This window comes from Aequorivita sublithincola DSM 14238 (assembly GCF_000265385.1).
In the GTDB taxonomy this organism is placed as follows: Bacteria; Bacteroidota; Bacteroidia; order Flavobacteriales; family Flavobacteriaceae; genus Aequorivita; species Aequorivita sublithincola.
This window is the reverse complement of record NC_018013.1, coordinates 1,605,693-1,625,443: the sequence shown is the minus strand read 5'-3', so window position 1 is coordinate 1,625,443 and position 19,751 is coordinate 1,605,693. Positions and strand designations below refer to the sequence as shown.

Annotated in this window: 17 protein-coding genes and 1 pseudogene; 12 read left to right on the top strand and 6 right to left on the bottom strand. The window is 36.9% G+C overall.

The window, feature by feature from the left end; genetic code table 11:
- The 8 genes from AEQSU_RS07495 to AEQSU_RS07460 all read left to right on the top strand — a co-directional run bounded on the left by AEQSU_RS07495 (window position 1) and on the right by AEQSU_RS07460 (window position 5,975).
- On the top strand, window positions 1-390 hold the full coding sequence (locus tag AEQSU_RS07495; protein ID WP_014782260.1) for a four helix bundle protein: 390 nt from the start codon (window positions 1-3) through the stop codon (window positions 388-390).
- A 69-nt stretch (window positions 391-459) separates the two neighbouring features.
- The gene (sufD, locus tag AEQSU_RS07490; protein WP_014782259.1) at window positions 460-1,773 is read left to right on the top strand and encodes a Fe-S cluster assembly protein SufD; all 1,314 of its coding nucleotides are present in this window, start codon (window positions 460-462) and stop codon (window positions 1,771-1,773) included.
- A gap of 91 nt (window positions 1,774-1,864) precedes the next feature.
- Complete coding sequence (locus tag AEQSU_RS07485; protein WP_014782258.1) at window positions 1,865-3,082, top strand: aminotransferase class V-fold PLP-dependent enzyme; 1,218 nt, start codon at window positions 1,865-1,867, stop codon at window positions 3,080-3,082.
- A 75-nt stretch (window positions 3,083-3,157) separates the two neighbouring features.
- On the top strand, window positions 3,158-3,598 hold the full coding sequence (locus AEQSU_RS16155) for an META domain-containing protein (RefSeq protein WP_014782257.1): 441 nt from the start codon (window positions 3,158-3,160) through the stop codon (window positions 3,596-3,598).
- Window positions 3,599-3,611: 13 nt separating this feature from the next.
- The gene (locus tag AEQSU_RS07475; RefSeq protein WP_014782256.1) at window positions 3,612-4,037 is read left to right on the top strand and encodes a SufE family protein; all 426 of its coding nucleotides are present in this window, start codon (window positions 3,612-3,614) and stop codon (window positions 4,035-4,037) included.
- A 4-nt stretch (window positions 4,038-4,041) separates the two neighbouring features.
- A complete protein-coding gene (locus AEQSU_RS07470) occupies window positions 4,042-4,371 on the top strand; it encodes a DUF59 domain-containing protein (protein ID WP_014782255.1) in 330 nt (109 codons plus the stop codon).
- Window positions 4,372-4,429: 58 nt separating this feature from the next.
- Window positions 4,430-4,936, top strand: a complete 507-nt coding sequence (locus AEQSU_RS07465) for a DUF2480 family protein (RefSeq protein ID WP_014782254.1) — start codon at window positions 4,430-4,432, stop codon at window positions 4,934-4,936.
- 112 nt (window positions 4,937-5,048) lie between these two features.
- On the top strand, window positions 5,049-5,975 hold the full coding sequence (locus AEQSU_RS07460) for a DUF3078 domain-containing protein (RefSeq protein WP_014782253.1): 927 nt from the start codon (window positions 5,049-5,051) through the stop codon (window positions 5,973-5,975).
- A 127-nt stretch (window positions 5,976-6,102) separates the two neighbouring features.
- Here the strand turns inward: AEQSU_RS07460 and hflX are convergent, their stop codons facing one another.
- On the bottom strand, window positions 6,103-7,317 hold the full coding sequence (gene hflX, locus AEQSU_RS07455; RefSeq protein ID WP_014782252.1) for a GTPase HflX: 1,215 nt from the start codon (window positions 7,315-7,317) through the stop codon (window positions 6,103-6,105).
- Between the two features lie 186 nt (window positions 7,318-7,503).
- On the opposite strand from hflX, the pseudogene AEQSU_RS07450 reads away from it, so the two are divergent.
- A pseudogene (locus AEQSU_RS07450) lies at window positions 7,504-8,445 on the top strand (endonuclease/exonuclease/phosphatase family protein).
- Between the two features lie 34 nt (window positions 8,446-8,479).
- Window positions 8,480-9,397 (top strand): PorP/SprF family type IX secretion system membrane protein, encoded by a 918-nt coding sequence (locus AEQSU_RS07445; RefSeq protein WP_014782251.1) that lies wholly within the window; start codon window positions 8,480-8,482, stop codon window positions 9,395-9,397.
- 22 nt (window positions 9,398-9,419) lie between these two features.
- Here AEQSU_RS07445 and AEQSU_RS07440 read toward each other — a convergent pair whose 3' ends face one another.
- The 3 genes from AEQSU_RS07440 to AEQSU_RS07430 all read right to left on the bottom strand — a co-directional run bounded on the left by AEQSU_RS07440 (window position 9,420) and on the right by AEQSU_RS07430 (window position 14,206).
- Window positions 9,420-9,908: a GNAT family N-acetyltransferase gene (locus AEQSU_RS07440; RefSeq protein WP_014782250.1), complete on the bottom strand. Its 489-nt coding sequence runs from the start codon at window positions 9,906-9,908 to the stop codon at window positions 9,420-9,422.
- Between the two features lie 92 nt (window positions 9,909-10,000).
- Window positions 10,001-11,404 (bottom strand): DUF5689 domain-containing protein, encoded by a 1,404-nt coding sequence (locus AEQSU_RS07435; protein ID WP_014782249.1) that lies wholly within the window; start codon window positions 11,402-11,404, stop codon window positions 10,001-10,003.
- Between the two features lie 30 nt (window positions 11,405-11,434).
- Window positions 11,435-14,206 carry a TonB-dependent receptor gene (locus tag AEQSU_RS07430; RefSeq protein ID WP_014782248.1) on the bottom strand — a complete coding sequence of 924 codons (2,772 nt, stop codon included), beginning with the start codon at window positions 14,204-14,206 and terminating at the stop codon, window positions 11,435-11,437.
- A gap of 147 nt (window positions 14,207-14,353) precedes the next feature.
- On the opposite strand from AEQSU_RS07430, the gene AEQSU_RS07425 reads away from it, so the two are divergent.
- Together AEQSU_RS07425 and AEQSU_RS07420 are read left to right on the top strand one after the other, a co-directional pair.
- Window positions 14,354-15,412, top strand: a complete 1,059-nt coding sequence (locus AEQSU_RS07425; RefSeq protein ID WP_014782247.1) for an endonuclease/exonuclease/phosphatase family protein — start codon at window positions 14,354-14,356, stop codon at window positions 15,410-15,412.
- Window positions 15,413-15,576: 164 nt separating this feature from the next.
- Complete coding sequence (locus AEQSU_RS07420) at window positions 15,577-16,329, top strand: COG4705 family protein (protein WP_014782246.1); 753 nt, start codon at window positions 15,577-15,579, stop codon at window positions 16,327-16,329.
- An 88-nt stretch (window positions 16,330-16,417) separates the two neighbouring features.
- Here AEQSU_RS07420 and AEQSU_RS07415 read toward each other — a convergent pair whose 3' ends face one another.
- Both AEQSU_RS07415 and AEQSU_RS07410 read right to left on the bottom strand, forming a co-directional pair.
- Window positions 16,418-16,858 carry a hypothetical protein gene (locus AEQSU_RS07415; RefSeq protein WP_014782245.1) on the bottom strand — a complete coding sequence of 147 codons (441 nt, stop codon included), beginning with the start codon at window positions 16,856-16,858 and terminating at the stop codon, window positions 16,418-16,420.
- Between the two features lie 99 nt (window positions 16,859-16,957).
- Window positions 16,958-19,594 carry a TonB-dependent receptor gene (locus tag AEQSU_RS07410; RefSeq protein WP_014782244.1) on the bottom strand — a complete coding sequence of 879 codons (2,637 nt, stop codon included), beginning with the start codon at window positions 19,592-19,594 and terminating at the stop codon, window positions 16,958-16,960.
- Between the last annotated feature and the right edge of the window lie 157 nt (window positions 19,595-19,751).

Genomic DNA, 19,751 nt, shown 5'->3' with positions numbered 1-19,751 from the left:
ATGGCTACAATAGAAAAATTTGAATACTTAGAAATCTGGAAAGAGGCGCGACTACTTTCTAAAGAAATCATTCTTCTTTCGAAAAACACCGACCTAAAATCAGATTACAAATTAAAAGACCAAATAAAAGGTTCATCAGGTTCCGTAATGGATAACATTGCCGAAGGATTTGAACGTGATGGAAACCTAGAATTTAGACAGTTTTTATCAATTGCAAAAGGTTCGGCGGGAGAATCTTGCTCTCAATTATATAGAGTGTTCGATTCTGAATATATTTCTGAAGAAGAACTATCTTCTTTGGTTGAAAGATATATGAGTCTGAGTAAACGAATTGCTAATTTTATTATTTATTTAAACAAAAATGATTTTAAAGGCAACAAGTTCAAATAACTAGAAGCCTATATATCGAGTGTGAAAACTTGAAACAAGAAACAAAAGAAACCTGAAACAAAAATTTCAATGAGTTTTAAAGACAAATTATTATCATCATACATTGCTCTCGAAGATTATTTGGAGTTTGATTCGCCACTACACGATGTGCGAAACGGCGCCATAAAAATCTTTGAAGAACAAGGATTTCCAACTAAAAAGGAAGAAGCCTGGAAATACACTTCACTGAATTCATTACTGAAACCAGACTACAGCGTTTATTCAAACAAAGAACGTCACGTAGAACTTCAGGATGTTCGCCAGTATTTTCTTCACGAAATAGACACTTACAAATTGGTTTTTGTGGATGGCGTTTACAATTCTTTCCTTTCAGAAACTACGCACGATACTTTGGACGTTTGTTTAATGTCCGCAGCTTTGAATAAGAGCAAGTATAAACCTGTGATTGAGGCATATTTCAACAAAGTAGCTAAAAGCGACAGTCTTACTTCGCTGAATACTGCTTTCACAAAAGAAGGTGCTTACATAAATATTCCAGCGCACAAAGAAGTTGAAAAGCCTATTGAAATCATCAATTTTTCAACAGGAAATGAAGCTGCGATGTTTCTTCAACCAAGAAATTTAATTGTTGTTGGCGAAAACGCGCACGTACAAATTATTGAGCGCCACCAAAGTCTTTCTAGCAATGAAGTTTTAACCAATTCGGTTACAGAAATTTTTGCTGAAAAGCGTGCTTACGTTGACTATTACAAAATTCAAAACGATGAAGCAACTGCTTCGTTGATTGACAACACATATATTTCACAACAACGAGATACGGTTTGTCGCGTGCATACTTTCAGTTTCGGAGGAAATTTGGTTCGCAACAACCTCAACTTTTATCAAAAGGGCGAAAACTGTGATTCTACATTAAAAGGAATTACAATTCTTGAAGGAAAACAACACGTGGACCACAACACTTTGGTACATCACATTTCGCCAAATTGTGAAAGTCATCAAGATTACAAAGGACTTTACGCTGGTTCTTCAACCGGAGTTTTCAATGGTAAAATTGTTGTTGAAAGAGACGCTCAGAAAATTGATGCGTATCAACAAAATGACAATATTTTAATTGACGATAAAGCCACAATAAACGCAAAACCACAGTTAGAGATTTTTGCAGACGACGTAAAATGCTCCCACGGTTGTACAATTGGTCAGTTTGATGAAGATGCTTTATTTTACCTACGAAGCCGCGGAATTGGACTGAAAGAAGCACGCGCTTTATTGATGTACGCTTTCGCAAACACTGTTTTGGAAAGCGTAAAAATTCCTGAACTTAAAAAACGAATCAATAAGTTGATTGCAACTAAAATTGGGGTTAACATGGGTTTTGAGCAATAAAAAAGTGCCGCGAATTCACTAATTAAATAATAGGATTCGTGAATTCGTGGCAAAACCTCAACCACAAATTTCTAATTCATAAAAATTTCAAATGCCCTTCAACATCCAAAAAATACGCAACGATTTCCCTATCCTTTCCCGGAAGGTAAACGGCTATCCGTTGGTGTATTTGGACAATGCGGCAACTTCGCAAAAACCGCAACAGGTTATTGATTGCATTGTAGATTATTATAGCAATTACAACGCGAATATTCATCGTGGTGTACACACACTTTCGCAGGAAGCTACGGATGCTTATGAAGTTGCGCGACATAAAATTCAAACCCATTTTAATGCGAAGGAAGCTTACGAAATCATTTTCACCGCAGGTACAACCCACGGAATAAATCTAGTTGCAAACGGTTTTTCTGAAATTCTAGAAAAAGGCGATGAAATTATAGTTTCTGCAATGGAACACCACAGCAATATTGTGCCTTGGCAAATGTTATGTGAAAAAACCGGAGCCATTTTGAAGGTTATTCCGATGAACGAAGAAGGTTCTTTGGTAATTGAAGAATATGAAAAATTACTTTCAAATAAAGTGAAACTGGTTTTTGTAAATCATATTTCGAACGCATTAGGAACAATAAATCCTATCGCTGAAATAATTGAAAAAGCACACAAAGTTGGAGCTGCCGCGCTTATTGACGGTGCGCAATCCTGTTCGCACATAAAACCAGATTTACAAAAGTTGGATGTAGATTTTTACGTTACCTCGGCGCATAAAATGTGTGGCCCAACGGGCGTTGGAATTCTTTATATGAAAGAAAAATGGGGCAACAGACTTCCACCCTATCAAGGTGGCGGCGAAATGATTGCCGAAGTTACTTTTGAAAAAACAACCTACGCCGGTCTTCCGCATAAATTTGAAGCCGGAACGCCAAACATTTGTGGTGGAATTGCCTTTGGAGCAGCCATAGACTATCTAAACGCAATCGGTTTCGAAGCTATTGAAAAACACGAAAACGAACTTTTAAAATACGCGACAGAACAGCTTTTGGAAATAGAAGGTTTGAAAATTTACGGTACAGGCCCCGATAAAACTTCGGTAGTTTCTTTCAACATCGAAGGAATCCATCCGTATGATATTGGAACGATAGTGGATAAATTAGGAATTGCGGTGCGAACTGGTCATCACTGCGCTCAACCTATTATGGATTTTTATAAAATTCCAGGCACTGTTCGCGCTTCCTTCGCTTTTTACAATACTTTGGAAGAAGTGGACGCCTTAGTAAACGCCGTAAAAAAAGCCAAAATGATGTTGAGTTGATAGATGTCTGAAGACTGATGACAGCTATTCACTCAAAATTGAAAATTGAAAATTGAAACTTGAAACAAAAATAATATGAAAACACTTGCCACATTATCATTATTACTATTTACAGTAATTTTCACGAGTTGCGACGAAACCAAAAAAGTAATTGACGTTGCTGGAAGCGTTCAGCTAACGGGTAATTACACAGTTTCCGCCATAAATGGAAAGAAGTTAGAAAACACTACAAACCCAACTTTTACGCTTTCTGCATTAGATAATTCCTTCCGCGGAACAACAGGATGTAATTCCGTTTTTGGAAATTATACTATTGACCTTTATGCAATCAATTTTGGCCAACTTGCTGTGAGCGAAAAGATGTGTATGGACAAAAGCATTATGAAAACTGAACGAGACTATTTGGATGCACTAAACAATACTGGCTCTTATGCAATAGCAAACGGTGTGCTAACATTATATTCTAAAACAGATCGCAGCGTTTTGATGAGCGCAAAGAAAGATTCTTCAGAATAATAAACCAAGAAAAATGACGATTGAAGAAATACAGCATGAATTGATAGATGAGTTTTCAATGTTTGAAGACTGGATGCAGCGTTATGAATATATGATTGATTTGGGCAAATCCCTTCCGCTGATTGATGAAAGCTTAAAAAGTGATGACAAACTAATCAAAGGTTGTCAAAGCAAGGTTTGGCTCAATTCCGAAATTAATAATGATAAAATTATTTTCACCGCAGATAGCGATGCAATCATTACTAAAGGAATAATAGCAGTTTTAGTACGCGTTTTTTCAAACCAAAAACCGCAGGCAATACTAGATGCGAATACAGATTTTATTGATGAAATTGGGTTGAAAGAACACCTTTCTCCTACCCGCGCAAACGGATTGGTTTCAATGATAAAGCAAATGAAAATGTATGCGCTGGCATACCAAACACAAATAAATAATTAGACAAATGGAAGCAGATACACAAATAGACATGGCCGAACTGGGCGAAAAAATAATCGCTGTTATAAAAACCATTTACGATCCAGAAATTCCGGTAGATATATACGAACTAGGCCTTATCTACGACGTTTTCATAAACGAAGATTGCGAAGTAAAAGTACTAATGACTTTAACCACGCCTAACTGCCCCGTTGCAGAAAGCTTACCTATGGAAGTGGAGGACAAAATAAAATCTATGAAGCAAGTAAAAGATGCTGAAGTAGAAATAACCTTCGATCCACCGTGGAGTCAAGAATTGATGAGCGAGGAAGCGAAGCTGGAACTTGGAATGCTTTAATAAAGTATTCAGTGTTCAATAGCAGTGGGCAGTAATTAGTAACCCAATAATTTTTACATTGTCTGAAGAAATAATAAATCGCGTAGCGAATAGCAAGCTTGTAACCTTCAACCTTGAGGATTTTTATCCTAAGGGCGAAAGGATTCTTTTTGATATTTCTCATTGGCTTATGGAAGGCATTGTGCTTCGTGAAAGTGAGTTTCGTGAAAAAGCTAAGGAACACGATTGGGCGCAATATCAAGATAAGTATGTGTCGCTTTTTTGCAGTACAGATGCAATTGTTCCTGGCTGGGCTTATTTGCTTTTATCGCTTCATTTAGCGCCATTTACCAAGAAAGTGACCGTTGGTAGTTTGGACGAACTAGAAAGTATTCTTTTTGCTGAAGTACTTCAGCATATGGACGTTTCAGAATATACAGACAAATCTGTTATCATTAAAGGCTGTGCCCATAAACCCATTCCGCAGAATGCGTATGTACTTTTGGCACAAAAACTACAGCCAATTGCAAAGAATATTATGTATGGTGAGGCCTGTTCTTCGGTGCCGCTTTTCAAAAGAAAGTAAGAAATTCTAGATTTTATCGTGAGAATTCATAAAAATATTTTGTAATTCAATATATTATTGCGAAATATTCAAAAGAGTGAGTATTTTTGCGAAAATTTAAACTTCTAAAAAAATGAAAAAACTTTTTATTCTCGCTGTACTTTTTGTTGCACCGTTTGCAATGATTGCTCAGAAAGAAACTGCTAAAGACACAGTGCCGAACGGTTGGACTCGTGCTGGAAACATTTCGTTATTGTTTAACCAAGCTGCGTTTAACCACGAATGGACTGGTGGCGGAACTTCAAATTATTCCGGAAATCTTTCTCTTACCTATGATTTTAATTATAAGCACGATAAAATTTCATGGAACAACCGTCTTATTGGAGAATACGGTATTACCAAAAATAAAGATGACAAATACTCCCGTAAAACCAATGATCGTTTGGAACTTAATTCAATTTTAGGCAAGCAGATAAAGGAAAGCAATTGGTATTATTCATTATTTTTTAACTTTAAAACACAGTTTGCCAAGGGTTATGAGTTTAATAAGGATCTTGAACCAGAAGATATTGGCTACCGTACGGAAAAATCTCATATTTTGTCACCGGCTTATATTCAGTTTGGTCCTGGTTTGCTTTGGAAAAAAAGCAACAATTTATATGTGAATATTTCACCTGCTACAGCTAAACTGATAATAGTTGACAAAGATTTTACTGCGGTAAATGAAGCAATCCCAGGAGCAGTAGAAGCATATAATGAAAATAAGTATTATGGTGTAGGTGCTAATGAAACCAGTCGTTTTGAATTTGGGGCCTCTCTTTCTGGCTATGCCAAATTAGATTTGATGGAAAACATTTCAATGGAAAATATCTTAAATCTCTATTCTAATTATCTTGAAGATCCACAGAATGTAGATATAGATTATACGATGAATTTGCTTTTTAAAGTGAACAAGTATATCTCTGCAAATGCTACTTTCCAAGCCATTTATGACGATAATGCAGCTCAAGGTTTCCAAATTCGTGAAGCTTTGGGAATTGGCGCTACTTACGGATTCTAAGGACGAAGAAGTTTTTGCCTTAAGACTCAAGACTTATGTAAAAGCCTCAAAGTGTCATTTCGATTCCGATAGTTATCGGGAGAAGCAATCTAATCTTTGAGGCTTTTTATTTCTTCGTAATTATTTCTTAATCTTCTTCCTCAACATAATCCTCATAAAGAAAACTGTTATACGGAAAACGTGTGGTGTGAATCTCCTTAACTTTCTCATAAACTAGTTTTCGGAATTCACTAAAATTTTCTTTATTTAAAGCCGAAATAAAGATGGCGTCTCCATTTAGTTTTGCCATCCAAGTTTGTTTCCATTCTTCCAAAGTGTAATGTGCTTTGGTTTTTTCGGTCATCAAATCGTCTTCTTCAATTTCTTCTGCTTCGTAAGCATCAATTTTGTTGAAAACCATAATTGTAGGTTTGTCCGCACTTCCTATTTCCTCAAGAATTTTATCTACGGAATCTATATGATGCTCAAATGAAGGATGACTAATATCTACAACGTGCAATAACAAATCTGCTTCACGTACTTCATCTAGCGTACTTTTGAAAGATTCAACCAGTTGGGTAGGTAGTTTTCTGATGAAACCAACCGTATCTGTAAGCAAAAACGGAAGATTGCCAATAACGACTTTTCGCACTGTGGTATCAAGGGTAGCAAAGAGTTTATTTTCTGCAAAAACATCACTTTTGCTAATCACATTCATCAAAGTAGATTTTCCAACGTTTGTGTAACCCACAAGAGCCACACGCACTAAAGCGCCGCGATTGCCTCGTTGCACTCCCATTTGGCGATCAATTTTTTTCAACTTGTCTTTTAGTAAGGCAATACGGTCGCGAACAATACGTCTATCAGTTTCAATTTCAGTTTCTCCAGGACCACGCATCCCTATTCCTCCACGTTGGCGCTCCAAGTGAGTCCACATTCCAGCAAGTCGAGGTAGTAAATATTGGTATTGAGCCAATTCTACTTGTGTGCTTGCGTTGCTGGTTTGGGCGCGCTGTGCAAAAATGTCTAGAATTAAATTAGTTCTATCAAGCACTTTGCAATCCAATTCCTTTTGAATATTTTTTTGCTGGGCTGGGCTTAGTTCATCATCAAAAATAACTACGCCTACATCATTCTCTTCAACAAAATTCTTGACATCCTGCAACTTTCCAGTTCCAATAAATGTCTTCGGATTGGGTTTTTCCATCTTTTGAACAAAGCGTTTCAGTACCTCGCCTCCTGCGGTATATGCAAGAAATTCGAGCTCGTCAAGATATTCTTCAGCCTTTACTTCGTCTTGGTACTGCGTAATAAGCCCGATTAAAACTGTTTTTTCGTAGGAAATGTCTGTTTTTTCAATCATATATATTTGTTGATGCTGTAGAAGTTACTGTTTTTATTGAAATAACCAATGTTAAATAGTACAATACAGAATTACTGAATACTAATTCACCGATTCACTAATTCACTGGATTATCACAAATGTACGAAACACATAGCAAGAGTTTTTTGTACTTTAGAAGCAATTAACAACATTTCATAATTAAATATGAAAAACCTCTATACCGTAGCATTCTACAATCTCGAAAATCTTTTTGACACCGTAAACGATCCCAAAATTCTAGATGATGATTTCACGCCAGGCACCGAAATGGACTGGAATGAAAAGCGTTACAGCAAAAAACTGAAAAGACTTGGACAAATAATTTCACAAATTGGGTATGAAGAAACCACGCATCCGCCAGTACTTATAGGCGTTGCAGAAGTTGAAAACGAAACGGTGATTAAAGGGTTGGTAAATTCAAAATTTCTGAAAAGCAAGAATTATAGCTATGTACATTTCGATTCGCCAGACGAGCGAGGCATTGATACTGCGCTTCTTTTCCGCAGCGATTGTTTTGAAGTTTTACACAAAGAAGCCATAACATTATTAGTGAATAATGAAGAAGGAATGCGTGATTTTACGCGTGATATTCTTTATGTGAAAGGAAAGCTTGAAAACGAAATAGTGCATCTATTTATAAACCATTGGCCATCGCGACGTGAAGGAGTTGAAATAACTAATCATAAACGGGTCGCAGCAGCAATGAAGAATCGAGAGATCATTTCAAAAATAACAGCAGTAGATCCACGAGCAAATATTGTTGTGATGGGCGATTTTAACGACGATCCAACAAGTGAAAGTGCAAAAACCTTATCAGGAACAGATCTTTACAATCCAATGGAACTTTTACTAACCAAATATTCCGGCAGCCTTAACTATCAGCATTGATGGAATCTTTTTGACCAAATAGTTGTTTCGAATAATTTTTTGCAGCAACACGATAATGATTTTCAATATGAAGAAGCCAAAATTTTTAATCCGAAAGAACTCACCGAATACAGCGGCAAGTTCAAAGGAAATCCTTTTAGAACATACGCTGGACCACATTATTTGGGTGGTGTGAGTGACCATTTTCCAGTTTATGCAGTTTTTTCAATCAAAAAGTGATACATTACTTTTCAAAAGAAATATTTTCGCAATAATGAGAAAGCGTTCTGTCTTAATCCTTTTGTTATTGGCTGTGTTTGCTATTATTGAAACACACGCTCAGCAAGACCCGCAGTACACGCAATATATGTACAATATGAACGTGGTAAATCCTGCTTATGCAGGTTCAAAAGAAAGCCTTTCTCTCACCGCACTTTATAGAAACCAATGGTCTAGTCTGGAAGGTAATCCTGTTACATATACTTTCTCGGCACATTCGCCATTAAGCGATAAAATTGGGCTAGGACTTTCCGCAATTAATGATGAATTGGGACCCGTAAAAGAAACGAACGTTTATGCAGATTTTTCGTATACACTTCAAGTAAATAGTACCGTATATCTTGCTTTAGGTTTAAAAGCTGGAGCAACCTTCCACGAGGTTGGACTTGCGAATCTGGAACTTCAAGACCCGAGTGATCCTTTCTTTTCGGAAAACATAAATAATATTTATCCAAACATCGGAGCTGGCGTTTTTCTATATGGCGAACAATTCTACCTTGGAATTTCTGTTCCAAATTTGTTGAAATCTGTTCATTTAGATGAAAACAGCCTTAAATATGGTTCTGAAACAAACCATTATTTTGCAACGGGTGGTTATATTTTTGAAGTTTCAGAAAACTTAAAACTAAAACCTTCCACTATGGTGAAATCTGCTTTTGGCGCGCCCGTTTCTGTTGATGCAAACCTCAATGCCCTATTCTATGATAAGTTTGAACTTGGAGCATCCTACAGGTTGGACGATTCGTTTAGTGGTCTGGTTGGGTTTCAGATAACACCGAATATTCGCGTGGGTTATGCGTATGACTATGTGACTTCAGATTTGAAAGCAGTTGGCCCTAGTTCGCACGAGATAGTGCTAAACTTCAATTTATTTTTTAAAGGTCAAAGAATTATTTCGCCTCGATTTTTCTAATATATTAAGGAAAGAAATCAAATTATAATTTCATCTTGTAATACGCAGCTGGCAGACCAATGTATTCGCCATCATAATCCCAAACAAAGCCTTGCTTTTCAAGAATTCTTTTGGAGGCAATATTTTCAGGAGCTATATTTGCCATTAAACTTTGAATTTCATCTACTTGCTTCGCTAGGTTTACCAATGCTTCCGCAATTTCAGAACCGTAACCTTTTCCCCAATGTTCTGGCATAAGTAGGTAGCCAATTTCTGCTTCGTTTTTTTTGGTCATTACAAGTTTAGCATGGCCCACAAAATCACTATCAAGCTTGAGCGATATTTTGAAATTCCCGATTTTGGGATATTCTTGATTAATTTTCAGCATTTTTTGTAAGCGTTTACGAGCATCAAGTTCTAAATCAGGCTTTCCTGTTACCATCTTCATTACATCAGCATTGCTTACTAATTTGAAGTAATCTTCAAAATCTGTAGCTGCATAATGTCTAAAAAGTAATCTTTCAGAATTCATTTTGGTCTTATGTTTTTATAAAAGTAGTAAAAACAAAAAAACCGCTTCCAAAAAGGAAACGGTTCTTTCAAAATTATTTATAGTTTCTCAAATTATTCAACCACAGAAATAGTATCTATTTGGTATGTAGTAGTGATTCCATCGGAAGCACCTAAATACTGGTATGCAATGTAAACTACTTGTCCTGCATAAGCCGAAAGATCTATATCACCAGACGGCGTGAAATTGGGCCCATAACCAGAGTCGTGTCCCGTTGAAATTGTAGCGTTCAAATTAGTCCAAGTGGCTGTAGTAACATCACCTGTGAAATCTGTGGAAATTTTTACCGTAAGTGCTTCACCGGTGTAAAAACCATCATTAGTGCCAAAAGTTAGCGTTGGTGTAGAGCCGTTTGGTAGGATTAACCCCGGGGTTACCAACCAACTTTCAAAAGGATTTTCGTTACTCTTAAAGGCTGAAGTCTGCGCGTATTTGTTAGAACTGAATTCTCTAACTTCCCAAACTCTTTCGCCACCATTTACGTTTACGTTGGTCCAACCTTCAATAGCTACTGCCATACCAGTTCCTGCATTTTGACCTTCAAAGTTTTGTGAAAAAGGAAGTTCCAAAGCGCCAGTTGGTCCACCGCCGCCGCCGCCGCATCGCTCACCTTTCAGTTGAACATCGCTTGTATCGCGAATAAACAATTGGTAGCCATCGTTAAAGATGCTTACAACAGTTGTTAAGGTACCGTTACCTTCTGGTAATAGTTCATTTTTGAAATCAGAAAAACCGCTAGTTCTAAGATCTACCGTATTGCTATCACAGTCCTCCACGATCCTGTTTACTCCAAAAGTGCTGTTTAGTTCGCCGTAATGTTCGCCCGCGAGTACTGCTGGAAATTGAACTCCTTCCAGTTGAACCAATGTATTTAAAGTTGGGTTTAAATATGATTTTGTTGGATCCGGACTCATTTTAAGTTGAGTGATTGTCATTACATGTGGTACTAAATCTACTTTTTGGGTTGAACGACGAATACGTTCTTCAAAATCTTCTACGCTCATACGGCCTATTTGGTCGCCATCTTGAGTTCCAAGGGTTGGTAATCCAGCATATAATCCACTATAAAGACCGTTTACACGGAAGTAGATTTTACGTCCTGGTTCATATTTTGTGTAAAGATCTGTTGCATTTGTAGAGATAGCAATCCCAGCCGTTGGGTTTTCTGGAGCATCTTGAATAACTATAGATTTGTAAAAATTACCAGTTTCATCGCTAGAAACTACGTAACCTTCTATCCACAATGGTTTGGTAGCATCATCACCAGATTCGATTATTTTTGGTTCAAAACCTTTGTAAAAATCTTTAACAGTAATAATGTTGGAGTTTACATCTATATTGGGTTCATCAACATTTATTTCAGGTATGCTGTAATCATCATCCTGAACGCAGGAAGTAACAATCATTCCTAAAATGAATAGGAAACTAAGTAGTTTTATGTTTTTTAAATTTTTCATCTGTATATAAATTTAATGCTTTTATTTTAATTAAAATCGAACGTAAACGTTTAAATAATAGGTAGCTCCATAGCCATACCAGTATTTGGAACCAAAAACGGGTGTATCATTTGCGGCATCTTCAGAAAGGGTTCTAAAGTTTGCATTTCTTCCTTGTTCAAAACCACCTGTTTTATATTCTTTATCTAAGACGTTGCTTATGGTTGCAAAAAAACCAAAGTAATAATCCTTTATTTTCCAAGACTTTCCTCCTACAACGTTTACCAACATGTAGTCGTCAAATTTTTCCTGCTTTAACAATTCTCTTGCTTTGGCTGGGTCGTAATCGTTAAAAGGAATTCCGTCGTTATCTAGATAGAAATTTTCAGTACGCGTTAATGGCGAAATATCTATATAGGCATTGTTAAAATAATTGGCAGATGCACCAAAGAACCAGAAAGCTGGATCGCGGTATTCAAAGCCTAATTGGTAGGCTTGTTGTGGGCCTCCGGCAACTTTATAATCCTTTAAATAAGATTTCCCGTAGTTTACAACTCCGCCTGGCACATCCGTAAAATCATCTGATGCTAAATATAGGTCTGGATTATTGTCATACGTATTTTGGCCATAGGCAGCAGCACCTTTCAACTTAATTGTCGTGGTTACTTGGGCTTCTATTCCCAATTCGGCTCCTATATTCTTTTTATCAACATCTGTAAGCACTTCTTGAACAAAAGCGGTTGATGCAGATCTTCCTGGAACAGAAATACCATCGGCATAATAGAAAGACACTTCAGAAGCGTCTTGCATTAAAGTATAGTAACCCGTTAAACGCGCTTTAACAAAAGACGATCGGAAAATGTAACTTCCATCTACATTGATGTTTTTTTCTTCCGTTAAACCAATAACAGTAGCATTGGTCTGGCGTGAGTTTGAAAAAGAGTTACGTACCGTAGGGGCATCTGTGAAATAAGCAGTGTTTACTTCAAAAGCGTGTTTTCCAGAAATTTTGTAGGTAGCTCCCGCTTTTGCTCCGTAAGTTGTAAAGTCTAATTTTTCACTTTTTCCGAATGAATCATTACCCTCTGCGAAAGATCCGTTTTTGTACAAACCATTACGTTGGTATGAAGTTCTCCCTACTTTTCCAGCAAGATAGAAATCTACTGATGAATATGAAAACTGCCCTTGTAGAAAACCACTGTAATCTGAAGCGTCTATTTCATAGTTATATTTAAATGTTTCATCCTCCCGAACTATGCGGTTTGGGTTGTTCAAATCGTTTTGGGCAGCATCACCAGTGTTGAAAGAATCAACGTCCAAATATCCATTTCCACCCAAAAGATCAATCATATTCGCAAAATTGTTGGAGTTTAAGTTGCGATAGTTCAAAGAGGCATTTAGCGCGATATTATCTGTTAACTGAGAAGTTAATATAGTGTTTGCGGAAAGCTGCTTGTCGTCGTTTCTGTCTTCATATAAATAATAACGAGAAGTACCACCGTAAAAAACGTTGGTTTCGTAAATATCTTGCCAGTTTATTTGACCGTCGTTCACAAATTGTGAATATGCCTGATACGCACCTCCATAATCAGGACCGGTAGGATCTGCTAAAAAGAAGCTTGGCAATTTTTGATAGTAACTTGGGTCTGGGTTTGGAGCATTGTCATACCCTAAACGGCTGTTTCCGGTTTTCCCGAATTGATACCCAACGTTGGTATTTAGCTGTGTTTTTTCTGAAATGTTCCAAAAATGGTTCAGCATAACAACAGGCTCTTCTACTTCTTTTATACGCGAGTTGCGCATATCACCTTCTTGATTTCCCCAGTAACTATTGTATCTCGTTCCTTTAAGATCGTAAACCTCTTGGGTATTTGCCGAAGATTTACCTCTGCGGTTTGGAGTATAAAAAGTGGTAAAGTTAATACTGTGATCTTCGTTCAATTTCTTTTCTACGGAAGCAAAAAAGGAGTTTGCATCGTACAAACTAGCATCGTTATAGCCTTCATTTCCAAAACGTCGGGATACCAAAAATGAATATGCCCAACCACTTGGAAGCAATCCGCTGTTATAAGAACCCATTACACGGCCGCGGTAACTACGGTTACTGGATGCGTAGGAAATCCGGCCACCTTCGCGATATTCTGAAGCACGCATAATAATGTTTGTTGTTCCTGCCAAATGACCAAAAGTATATTCGTTGGCCGAAATACCCATTGAGAACATCTGGTTGCGCTGTGCGTCATTTAGCCCGCCCCAGTTAGACCATTGCGGTCTTCCATTGTAAAGTTTATTCATTTCAAGACCGTTTATAAGTACTTTTCCGTCTTCGGAATCGTAGCCTCTTGGTCTAAAAAATGTTGCACTAAAATCATAAGAAGCTGCGCTCAAAAATACATCTTTGGAAGCTTGCAGTAATCCAGATACGTTGTAGGATGTTCCATCATCTTCATCCAATTGATCATCAGAAAGACTGATAACACCAATTTGGGCTTCAGCTTCTAAAAGGTTTAAATTCAACAGAATAGGCTTCATAATAACCGGAGCATCATTCTGAATGTTTACTGAAATCTGCAAGTCAGAAAAACCTGCTTTTGAAATTTTCAAAACCTGTTCGCCCTGCGGAAGGGTTTGCTGCGAAAAGGAAAATGCTCCTTTGGCATCGGTAACAGTGCTGAAAATACTATTCTGAATGCTAACTGTAACATCCGGAATGGGTTCACTGGAGTTGGCATCGAGTACCTTTCCCATTATTACAGGATTTTGAGCAAGGGCTGAAAAGCTTACCAAAAACACTGTGCAAATTGTAAAAAATAATTTGTTCATTAAAATCAATAGAGTTAAGTATAAATTTTTGTTTTAAAATGCGGTGCAAAACTACATTTTTTAAATGAATTGGCTACTTTTGAAATTGCTAATGTTAATTATAACTTAAAATTTTTTAGCGCTCTTTAATAAATAAATTTGATACAAATGAAAATTTCTTTTTGCTTCCTCGGTGTTTATTTGCTTTTCAGTACAGTCTCATTTGGACAGAATGAGAAACAGTATAAAATAATCACCGTGGCGTTTTATAACGTTGAAAACCTATTTGATTATGAAGACGATCCGCTAATTTTTGATGACGATCGTACCCCAGAAGGAAAAGACCATTGGACCAAGGAAATTTATGAATCTAAATTAGCAAATATGGCCAAGGTTATTTCTGAAATTGGAGCAGATGTAACTGGCACTTCTCCTGCTTTAATAGGTGTAAGTGAAATTGAAAACCTCCGTGTTCTGGAAGATTTGCTGAACCAAGAGTCTTTAGTAAACAAAGATTACGGCATTATTCATTTTGACAGTCCAGACCGCCGTGGTATTGATGTGGCGCTTCTTTATAAGAAAAAACTTTTTACACCTTCAAATTATAAAGCATATCCATTGTTGATTTTTGATGACCAAAACCGCAGCAAACGTGTGTTTACAAGAGATCAGCTTTTGGTGAGCGGTATGCTAGATGGCGAAAAAATTAGTGTTATAGTGAATCACTGGCCTTCACGAAGCGGTGGCGAAGAACGAAGCCGTCCAAAAAGAATAAAGGCTGCGGAACTTAACAAACATATAATGGATTCACTATTCAGCGAAGATCCTTATGCCAAAATAATGACTATGGGCGATATGAATGACGATCCCACAAGCCCAAGCATAAAAGATGTCTTGAAAACGAAAAGTGTAAGAGAAGACATGAAGATCAAAGAACTCTACAACCCAATGGAAGATATGCACAAAAAAGGAATGGGCACACTCGCCTATCGTGATGCCTGGAATCTTTTTGACCAAATTATTGTTTCCACCGAACTGGCTAAAAAAGATTATTCATCCTATCGTTTATACAAAGCGGGTATTTACAATAAAAGTTATCTGGCAAATCCACGCGGTAGATATAAAGGCTATCCTTTTAGAAGCTTTGCCAATGGTTATACTGGCGGTTATAGTGACCACTTTCCTGTTTTTATTTATTTGATAAAAGAGAAGATTGGGGATAAATAAAGAGTGCCAAAAAATTACGTTCGCACGCGATTCATCACGCGCAGGCCTAAATAATGATCAACCCGTGAATTTTTTTTGCGGGTTTTTTGTTATAAAGCTATTCCTTATTAAAACGACAATAAGAATTCTGCTTCAAACCAATAGCTTAGTATTAAAATAACAACATGAAAAATTTAAATAAAGTAGCAGAGATAACCCTACTCTTCTGGTTAATGAAGATTATTGCAACCACGCTAGGCGAAACCTTGGGCGATTTTTTAGCAATGACACTCAATTTGGGCTATATGGTAGGTATTGCCATAACCGCCGTATTCTTTTTAATTGTATTGCTGATTCAGCTTTTTTCAAAAAGATATATTCCAGTTTTTTATTGGTTGGTTATTATAGCGACAACAACTTTGGGAACGGAGATTTCAGATTTTATGGATCGTAGTTTGCATTTAGGCTATACCGTTGGGAGTATTATTCTTTTTGCGTGTTTGCTTTTCACACTTCTTCTTTGGCACAAAAAATTTAAAAGTCTGAGTGTGTTCCCAATTATTGAGAGAAACAAAGAAATTTTCTACTGGATTGCTATTTTGTTCTCGAACAGTTTGGGAACTGCTTTCGGAGATTATCTCAGTGACGTTGTAGGCTTAACTTATTTAAACGGTGCATTAGTTACGGCAAGTATTATCTTGATTGTGGTCTTGCTTCATTATTTCACCAAAATAAATAGAATCTTACTATTTTGGATTGCCTTTATATTTACGCGACCGTTTGGAGCAACCTTTGGCGATTTTTTGACTAAGCCCATTGCAAATGGCGGTTTGGATCTTGGCACATTGAACGCTTCTATAATTTCAATCGTCTTGATTGGTATTTTGATTGTTATCTCACACAAACAATTACACGCTGAAAAAGAAAAAACTTCGTGATATTTTTAAAAACAATAGGCGCCCGAAAAATCGTGCGCCTACATTGATTATTCTGTGAAAATATTATTCACGTTTTTTTTACTTCATTTTAAAACCACTGACTCCAAGGAATTCTGCTTAGCATTAATACCAAAGCAATGGTATAAAATATTGCCAAGGTTTTGAATTTCTTGCTTGAAAGCAATTTCTTTTTGTGTTTTGAATAGCCGATGGTAATAAAAACTACGGTTAAAATCATAACCATAGGATGCTCTACTGCGTAAAGTCTAGAAACTGAATCCTTCATAACTGCACCCATTCCGTTGGTTGTAATATTCTGCAAACCTAATGGCGAAACAAAATATAAAACTAGCCCAATCAATAACTGAATGTGTGTTACAATAAGTGCGAATAGTGAAATTCTAAAATCTTTGGCGCTGTATTCTCGCTTTGAGAAAAAGCCAGCCAGTGCATTTATTGTTGCTAAAACAACAATAAGAAGTACTAAATAAGCCCAATAAGAATGGATAAATTGAATGGTTGTGTACATAGGTTTTCGTTTTTTTGAAGAATTCCAAAGATAAGATTAATATATAAAAAAAATGCCCCAAAAGATTGAGGCATTTTTCTAAACAGTTTAAAATGTTTATTAAAAATTGTAACGAATACTTGCGTTCCAAGTTCTTCCGTTTCCGTAGTAAAACTCACCACGAGAACTTTTTTGACTTAGGTAAATTTCGTTAGTTGCGTTATAGCAGTTAGCTCTAAATGTTAAGTCATTACCACCAAAATCAAATTTGTAAGTGATTCCTGCATCTAGTACACCATAAGCAGGCAAACGTTGTGCTTGGTAAACTTCGCCTTTTTGTGAAGCTTTAATTACATCTTTAGCATCAACAAAACCATATAGATCTGTGTACACGTTGTAGTCTGAATCTACGCTTAAACCACCAACAATGTTGTATTTGAAACCAAAACCGAAAGAAGTTTGTGGCGCATTACCAACTTTGGTACCGCTAAGATCAATATTACCTTCTTCTAATACAACATTTGTTTCATTGTCTCTAGTCTGAAAAGGTGTTGAACCATCATATTTCCAGTTACCGATGCTACCAAAAGCTCTAAGCATAAAATCACCAGAGTAACGGTATTTCCCTTCAAACTCAAATCCTTTGTGAAGTTGCGTAATGTTTGTAAATCTTTGGAAACGATCTACTTGCTCAATTGGGTTTGTTGAATTTGGATCTCCTTTAATGAAACTACCACCTAGGAATCTGTTACCCCAGCTAGTGTAATAACCGTTTAAATCTAAACTAAAAGCACCTGCGCGAAGTCTGTAACCAACTTCAAGACCCAAGATTTCTTCGTTTTCAATTTCGTCATCTCCTGAAAGAATGTAGTTTGAGTTTCTAACATCGTCAAAAATATTGTCCAAGAAAGGTTGTCTTGAATAATAACCTCCGTTTGCGAAAATGGTGCTGTTTTCCAAAAAGCTATAGCCCATACCACCTTTTACGTTGTAGCCCATTTTGTTTATCTTTTCAGACTTGCCTAGACCGTTTACGCCTTCTATTTCCTTGCCTTCTGCACGACCTTCTCTTTGGTAGCTTTGGGTTGAAACAGCTCCTTGTACAAAAGCTGAGAAGTTATCAACTTTGTATTCTGCTTGACCAAAACCACCAATGTAGTTGATGTTTTCAGAATAATCATAGTTAAAACGTTGCGCTTCATCTGCAGAGCTGAACAATGCAGCCCAAGGATTTGCTTCAAAAGTTTCGCTAATAACATAGCTATCATCTCTTGCATCTCCATAACCACGACCATCTGCATAACCTTGAAGACCTAGAAGATTGTTCATTTGATACCAGTGGCTTCCTTTGTAGAAACGAGTGTCAAGACCAACATTTACAGTAAAATTATCACTTACGTTGCTTTCAAGATTTGTAAGGAAACCGTACCAGTTATGGTTGTTTACAGACATTCTTCTAACAAGTGAACCTTGCCCGAAACTACCAATTCCGTTTTCGGCACCAGCAATGTTATTTTCTTCAATTTTGTCGAAATCTACTTCGCCATTTTCGTCAGTAGCGATGCTGCTTGATTTACCAGCAGGCCCGGTTCCACCACCGCGGCCAAAGGATGCGTACAATACAGAAGATAGATTAGTTTTTTCACTAATATTCCAATCCCAGTTTAGGTTTACGACTGGTTTGTGGTAGTAGTTTCTTCTAAGTGTAAAACGCTCACCATTGTAAAAACCAGAGTTTGCATTGAAACGCTTTCCGCGTTCTGCGTAGGTTTTAAGTGAATTTGTAAAGTTTTGATCGTGATATTGTGGGGCACCAGTCAACAAGAAGTTGAAAGAGTGCTTATCATTAGGAATATAACCAATCCCAACAAAGTAGTTTTGACCTTGTCCACCAGTACCATCAGAATATTTTCTGTGTGCTTGCCAGTGGTCTAACAAAAAGCTGTACGCCCATTTTCCTTTTAGACCAGAGTCATAACTAATAGTTCCTTTAAAGTAGCTATCGTTACCAGTCATAAAACGTGCAAAACCACCTTCTTTTCTACCAGCAGCGCGAGATACAATGTTTACAGTTCCACCAACAGATGAAATTGCTAATTTTGAAGAACCCAAACCACGTTGAACTTGAACAGCATTTGCAACATCGCTCATACCAGACCAGTTAGACCAGTACATTCTTCCGTCTTCCATTCCGTTAATTGGTTGTCCGTTTAAAAGGAAAGCTGTGTTTGTTTGGTCAAAACCACGTAAAAACATTTCAGAATCTCCAAAACCACCAGCTTGGTTTGCAACGTAAACACTTGGAGTACTTTTTATAGCCTCTGGAAATTCTACGTTACCAATAGCTTTCGCTTGAATTTCAGCAGAGGTAATGGTTGAAACGGCAATAGGAGTTTGGCGATCTTTTGCTAAATCTATAATTCCTCTTCCTACAATAACTACTTCTTCAAGTGCATCATCATCTACAGTAATTTTTACTGTTCCTAAGTTTAAAGATGCGCCTGTAACTTTAAAAGGCACCTTTTGAATTGCGTATCCAATGTATGAAATGGTAAGCATACCCGCTTTTGCAGAAGTTTTCAAAGTGAAGTTTCCGTCAAAATCGGTAATGGCACCGTTGGTTGTGCCAGTTTCAACAACATTGGCGCCTGCCAAGGGGTCATTGGATTCAGAATCGACTACCGTTCCAGTAACGATTGTTTGTGAAAAAGCGGCAAAACCGCCTAGTAAAAAAACAAGAAGTAAAAGTTTTTTCATGAATTTAAATTTTAAGTTTAAAAATTTCGGCAAAAATACAATCTTAAATAGGTTCTAACCAACAAAAATGATTAAGAAATAATTAAGAAATAATTAAGAATAATACGTTGGAATAAAGATAAAATTAAAAGCCTAAAAGCCTGAAATATCAATTGTT

Excerpts from the sequence above, each read along its gene's own strand:
- AEQSU_RS07495 (WP_014782260.1), top strand. The coding sequence starts at position 1 with ATGGCTACAATAGAAAAATTTGAATACTTAGAAATCTGGAAAGAGGCG.
- sufD (WP_014782259.1), top strand. The coding sequence starts at position 460 with ATGAGTTTTAAAGACAAATTATTATCATCATACATTGCTCTCGAAGAT.
- AEQSU_RS07485 (WP_014782258.1), top strand. The coding sequence starts at position 1,865 with ATGCCCTTCAACATCCAAAAAATACGCAACGATTTCCCTATCCTTTCC.
- AEQSU_RS16155 (WP_014782257.1), top strand. The coding sequence starts at position 3,158 with ATGAAAACACTTGCCACATTATCATTATTACTATTTACAGTAATTTTC.
- AEQSU_RS07475 (WP_014782256.1), top strand. The coding sequence starts at position 3,612 with ATGACGATTGAAGAAATACAGCATGAATTGATAGATGAGTTTTCAATG.
- AEQSU_RS07470 (WP_014782255.1), top strand. The coding sequence starts at position 4,042 with ATGGAAGCAGATACACAAATAGACATGGCCGAACTGGGCGAAAAAATA.
- AEQSU_RS07460 (WP_014782253.1), top strand. The coding sequence starts at position 5,049 with ATGAAAAAACTTTTTATTCTCGCTGTACTTTTTGTTGCACCGTTTGCA.
- hflX (WP_014782252.1), bottom strand. The coding sequence starts at position 7,317 with ATGATTGAAAAAACAGACATTTCCTACGAAAAAACAGTTTTAATCGGG.
- AEQSU_RS07445 (WP_014782251.1), top strand. The coding sequence starts at position 8,480 with ATGAGAAAGCGTTCTGTCTTAATCCTTTTGTTATTGGCTGTGTTTGCT.
- AEQSU_RS07440 (WP_014782250.1), bottom strand. The coding sequence starts at position 9,908 with ATGAATTCTGAAAGATTACTTTTTAGACATTATGCAGCTACAGATTTT.
- AEQSU_RS07435 (WP_014782249.1), bottom strand. The coding sequence starts at position 11,404 with ATGAAAAATTTAAAAAACATAAAACTACTTAGTTTCCTATTCATTTTA.
- AEQSU_RS07430 (WP_014782248.1), bottom strand. The coding sequence starts at position 14,206 with ATGAACAAATTATTTTTTACAATTTGCACAGTGTTTTTGGTAAGCTTT.
- AEQSU_RS07425 (WP_014782247.1), top strand. The coding sequence starts at position 14,354 with ATGAAAATTTCTTTTTGCTTCCTCGGTGTTTATTTGCTTTTCAGTACA.
- AEQSU_RS07420 (WP_014782246.1), top strand. The coding sequence starts at position 15,577 with ATGAAAAATTTAAATAAAGTAGCAGAGATAACCCTACTCTTCTGGTTA.
- AEQSU_RS07415 (WP_014782245.1), bottom strand. The coding sequence starts at position 16,858 with ATGTACACAACCATTCAATTTATCCATTCTTATTGGGCTTATTTAGTA.
- AEQSU_RS07410 (WP_014782244.1), bottom strand. The coding sequence starts at position 19,594 with ATGAAAAAACTTTTACTTCTTGTTTTTTTACTAGGCGGTTTTGCCGCT.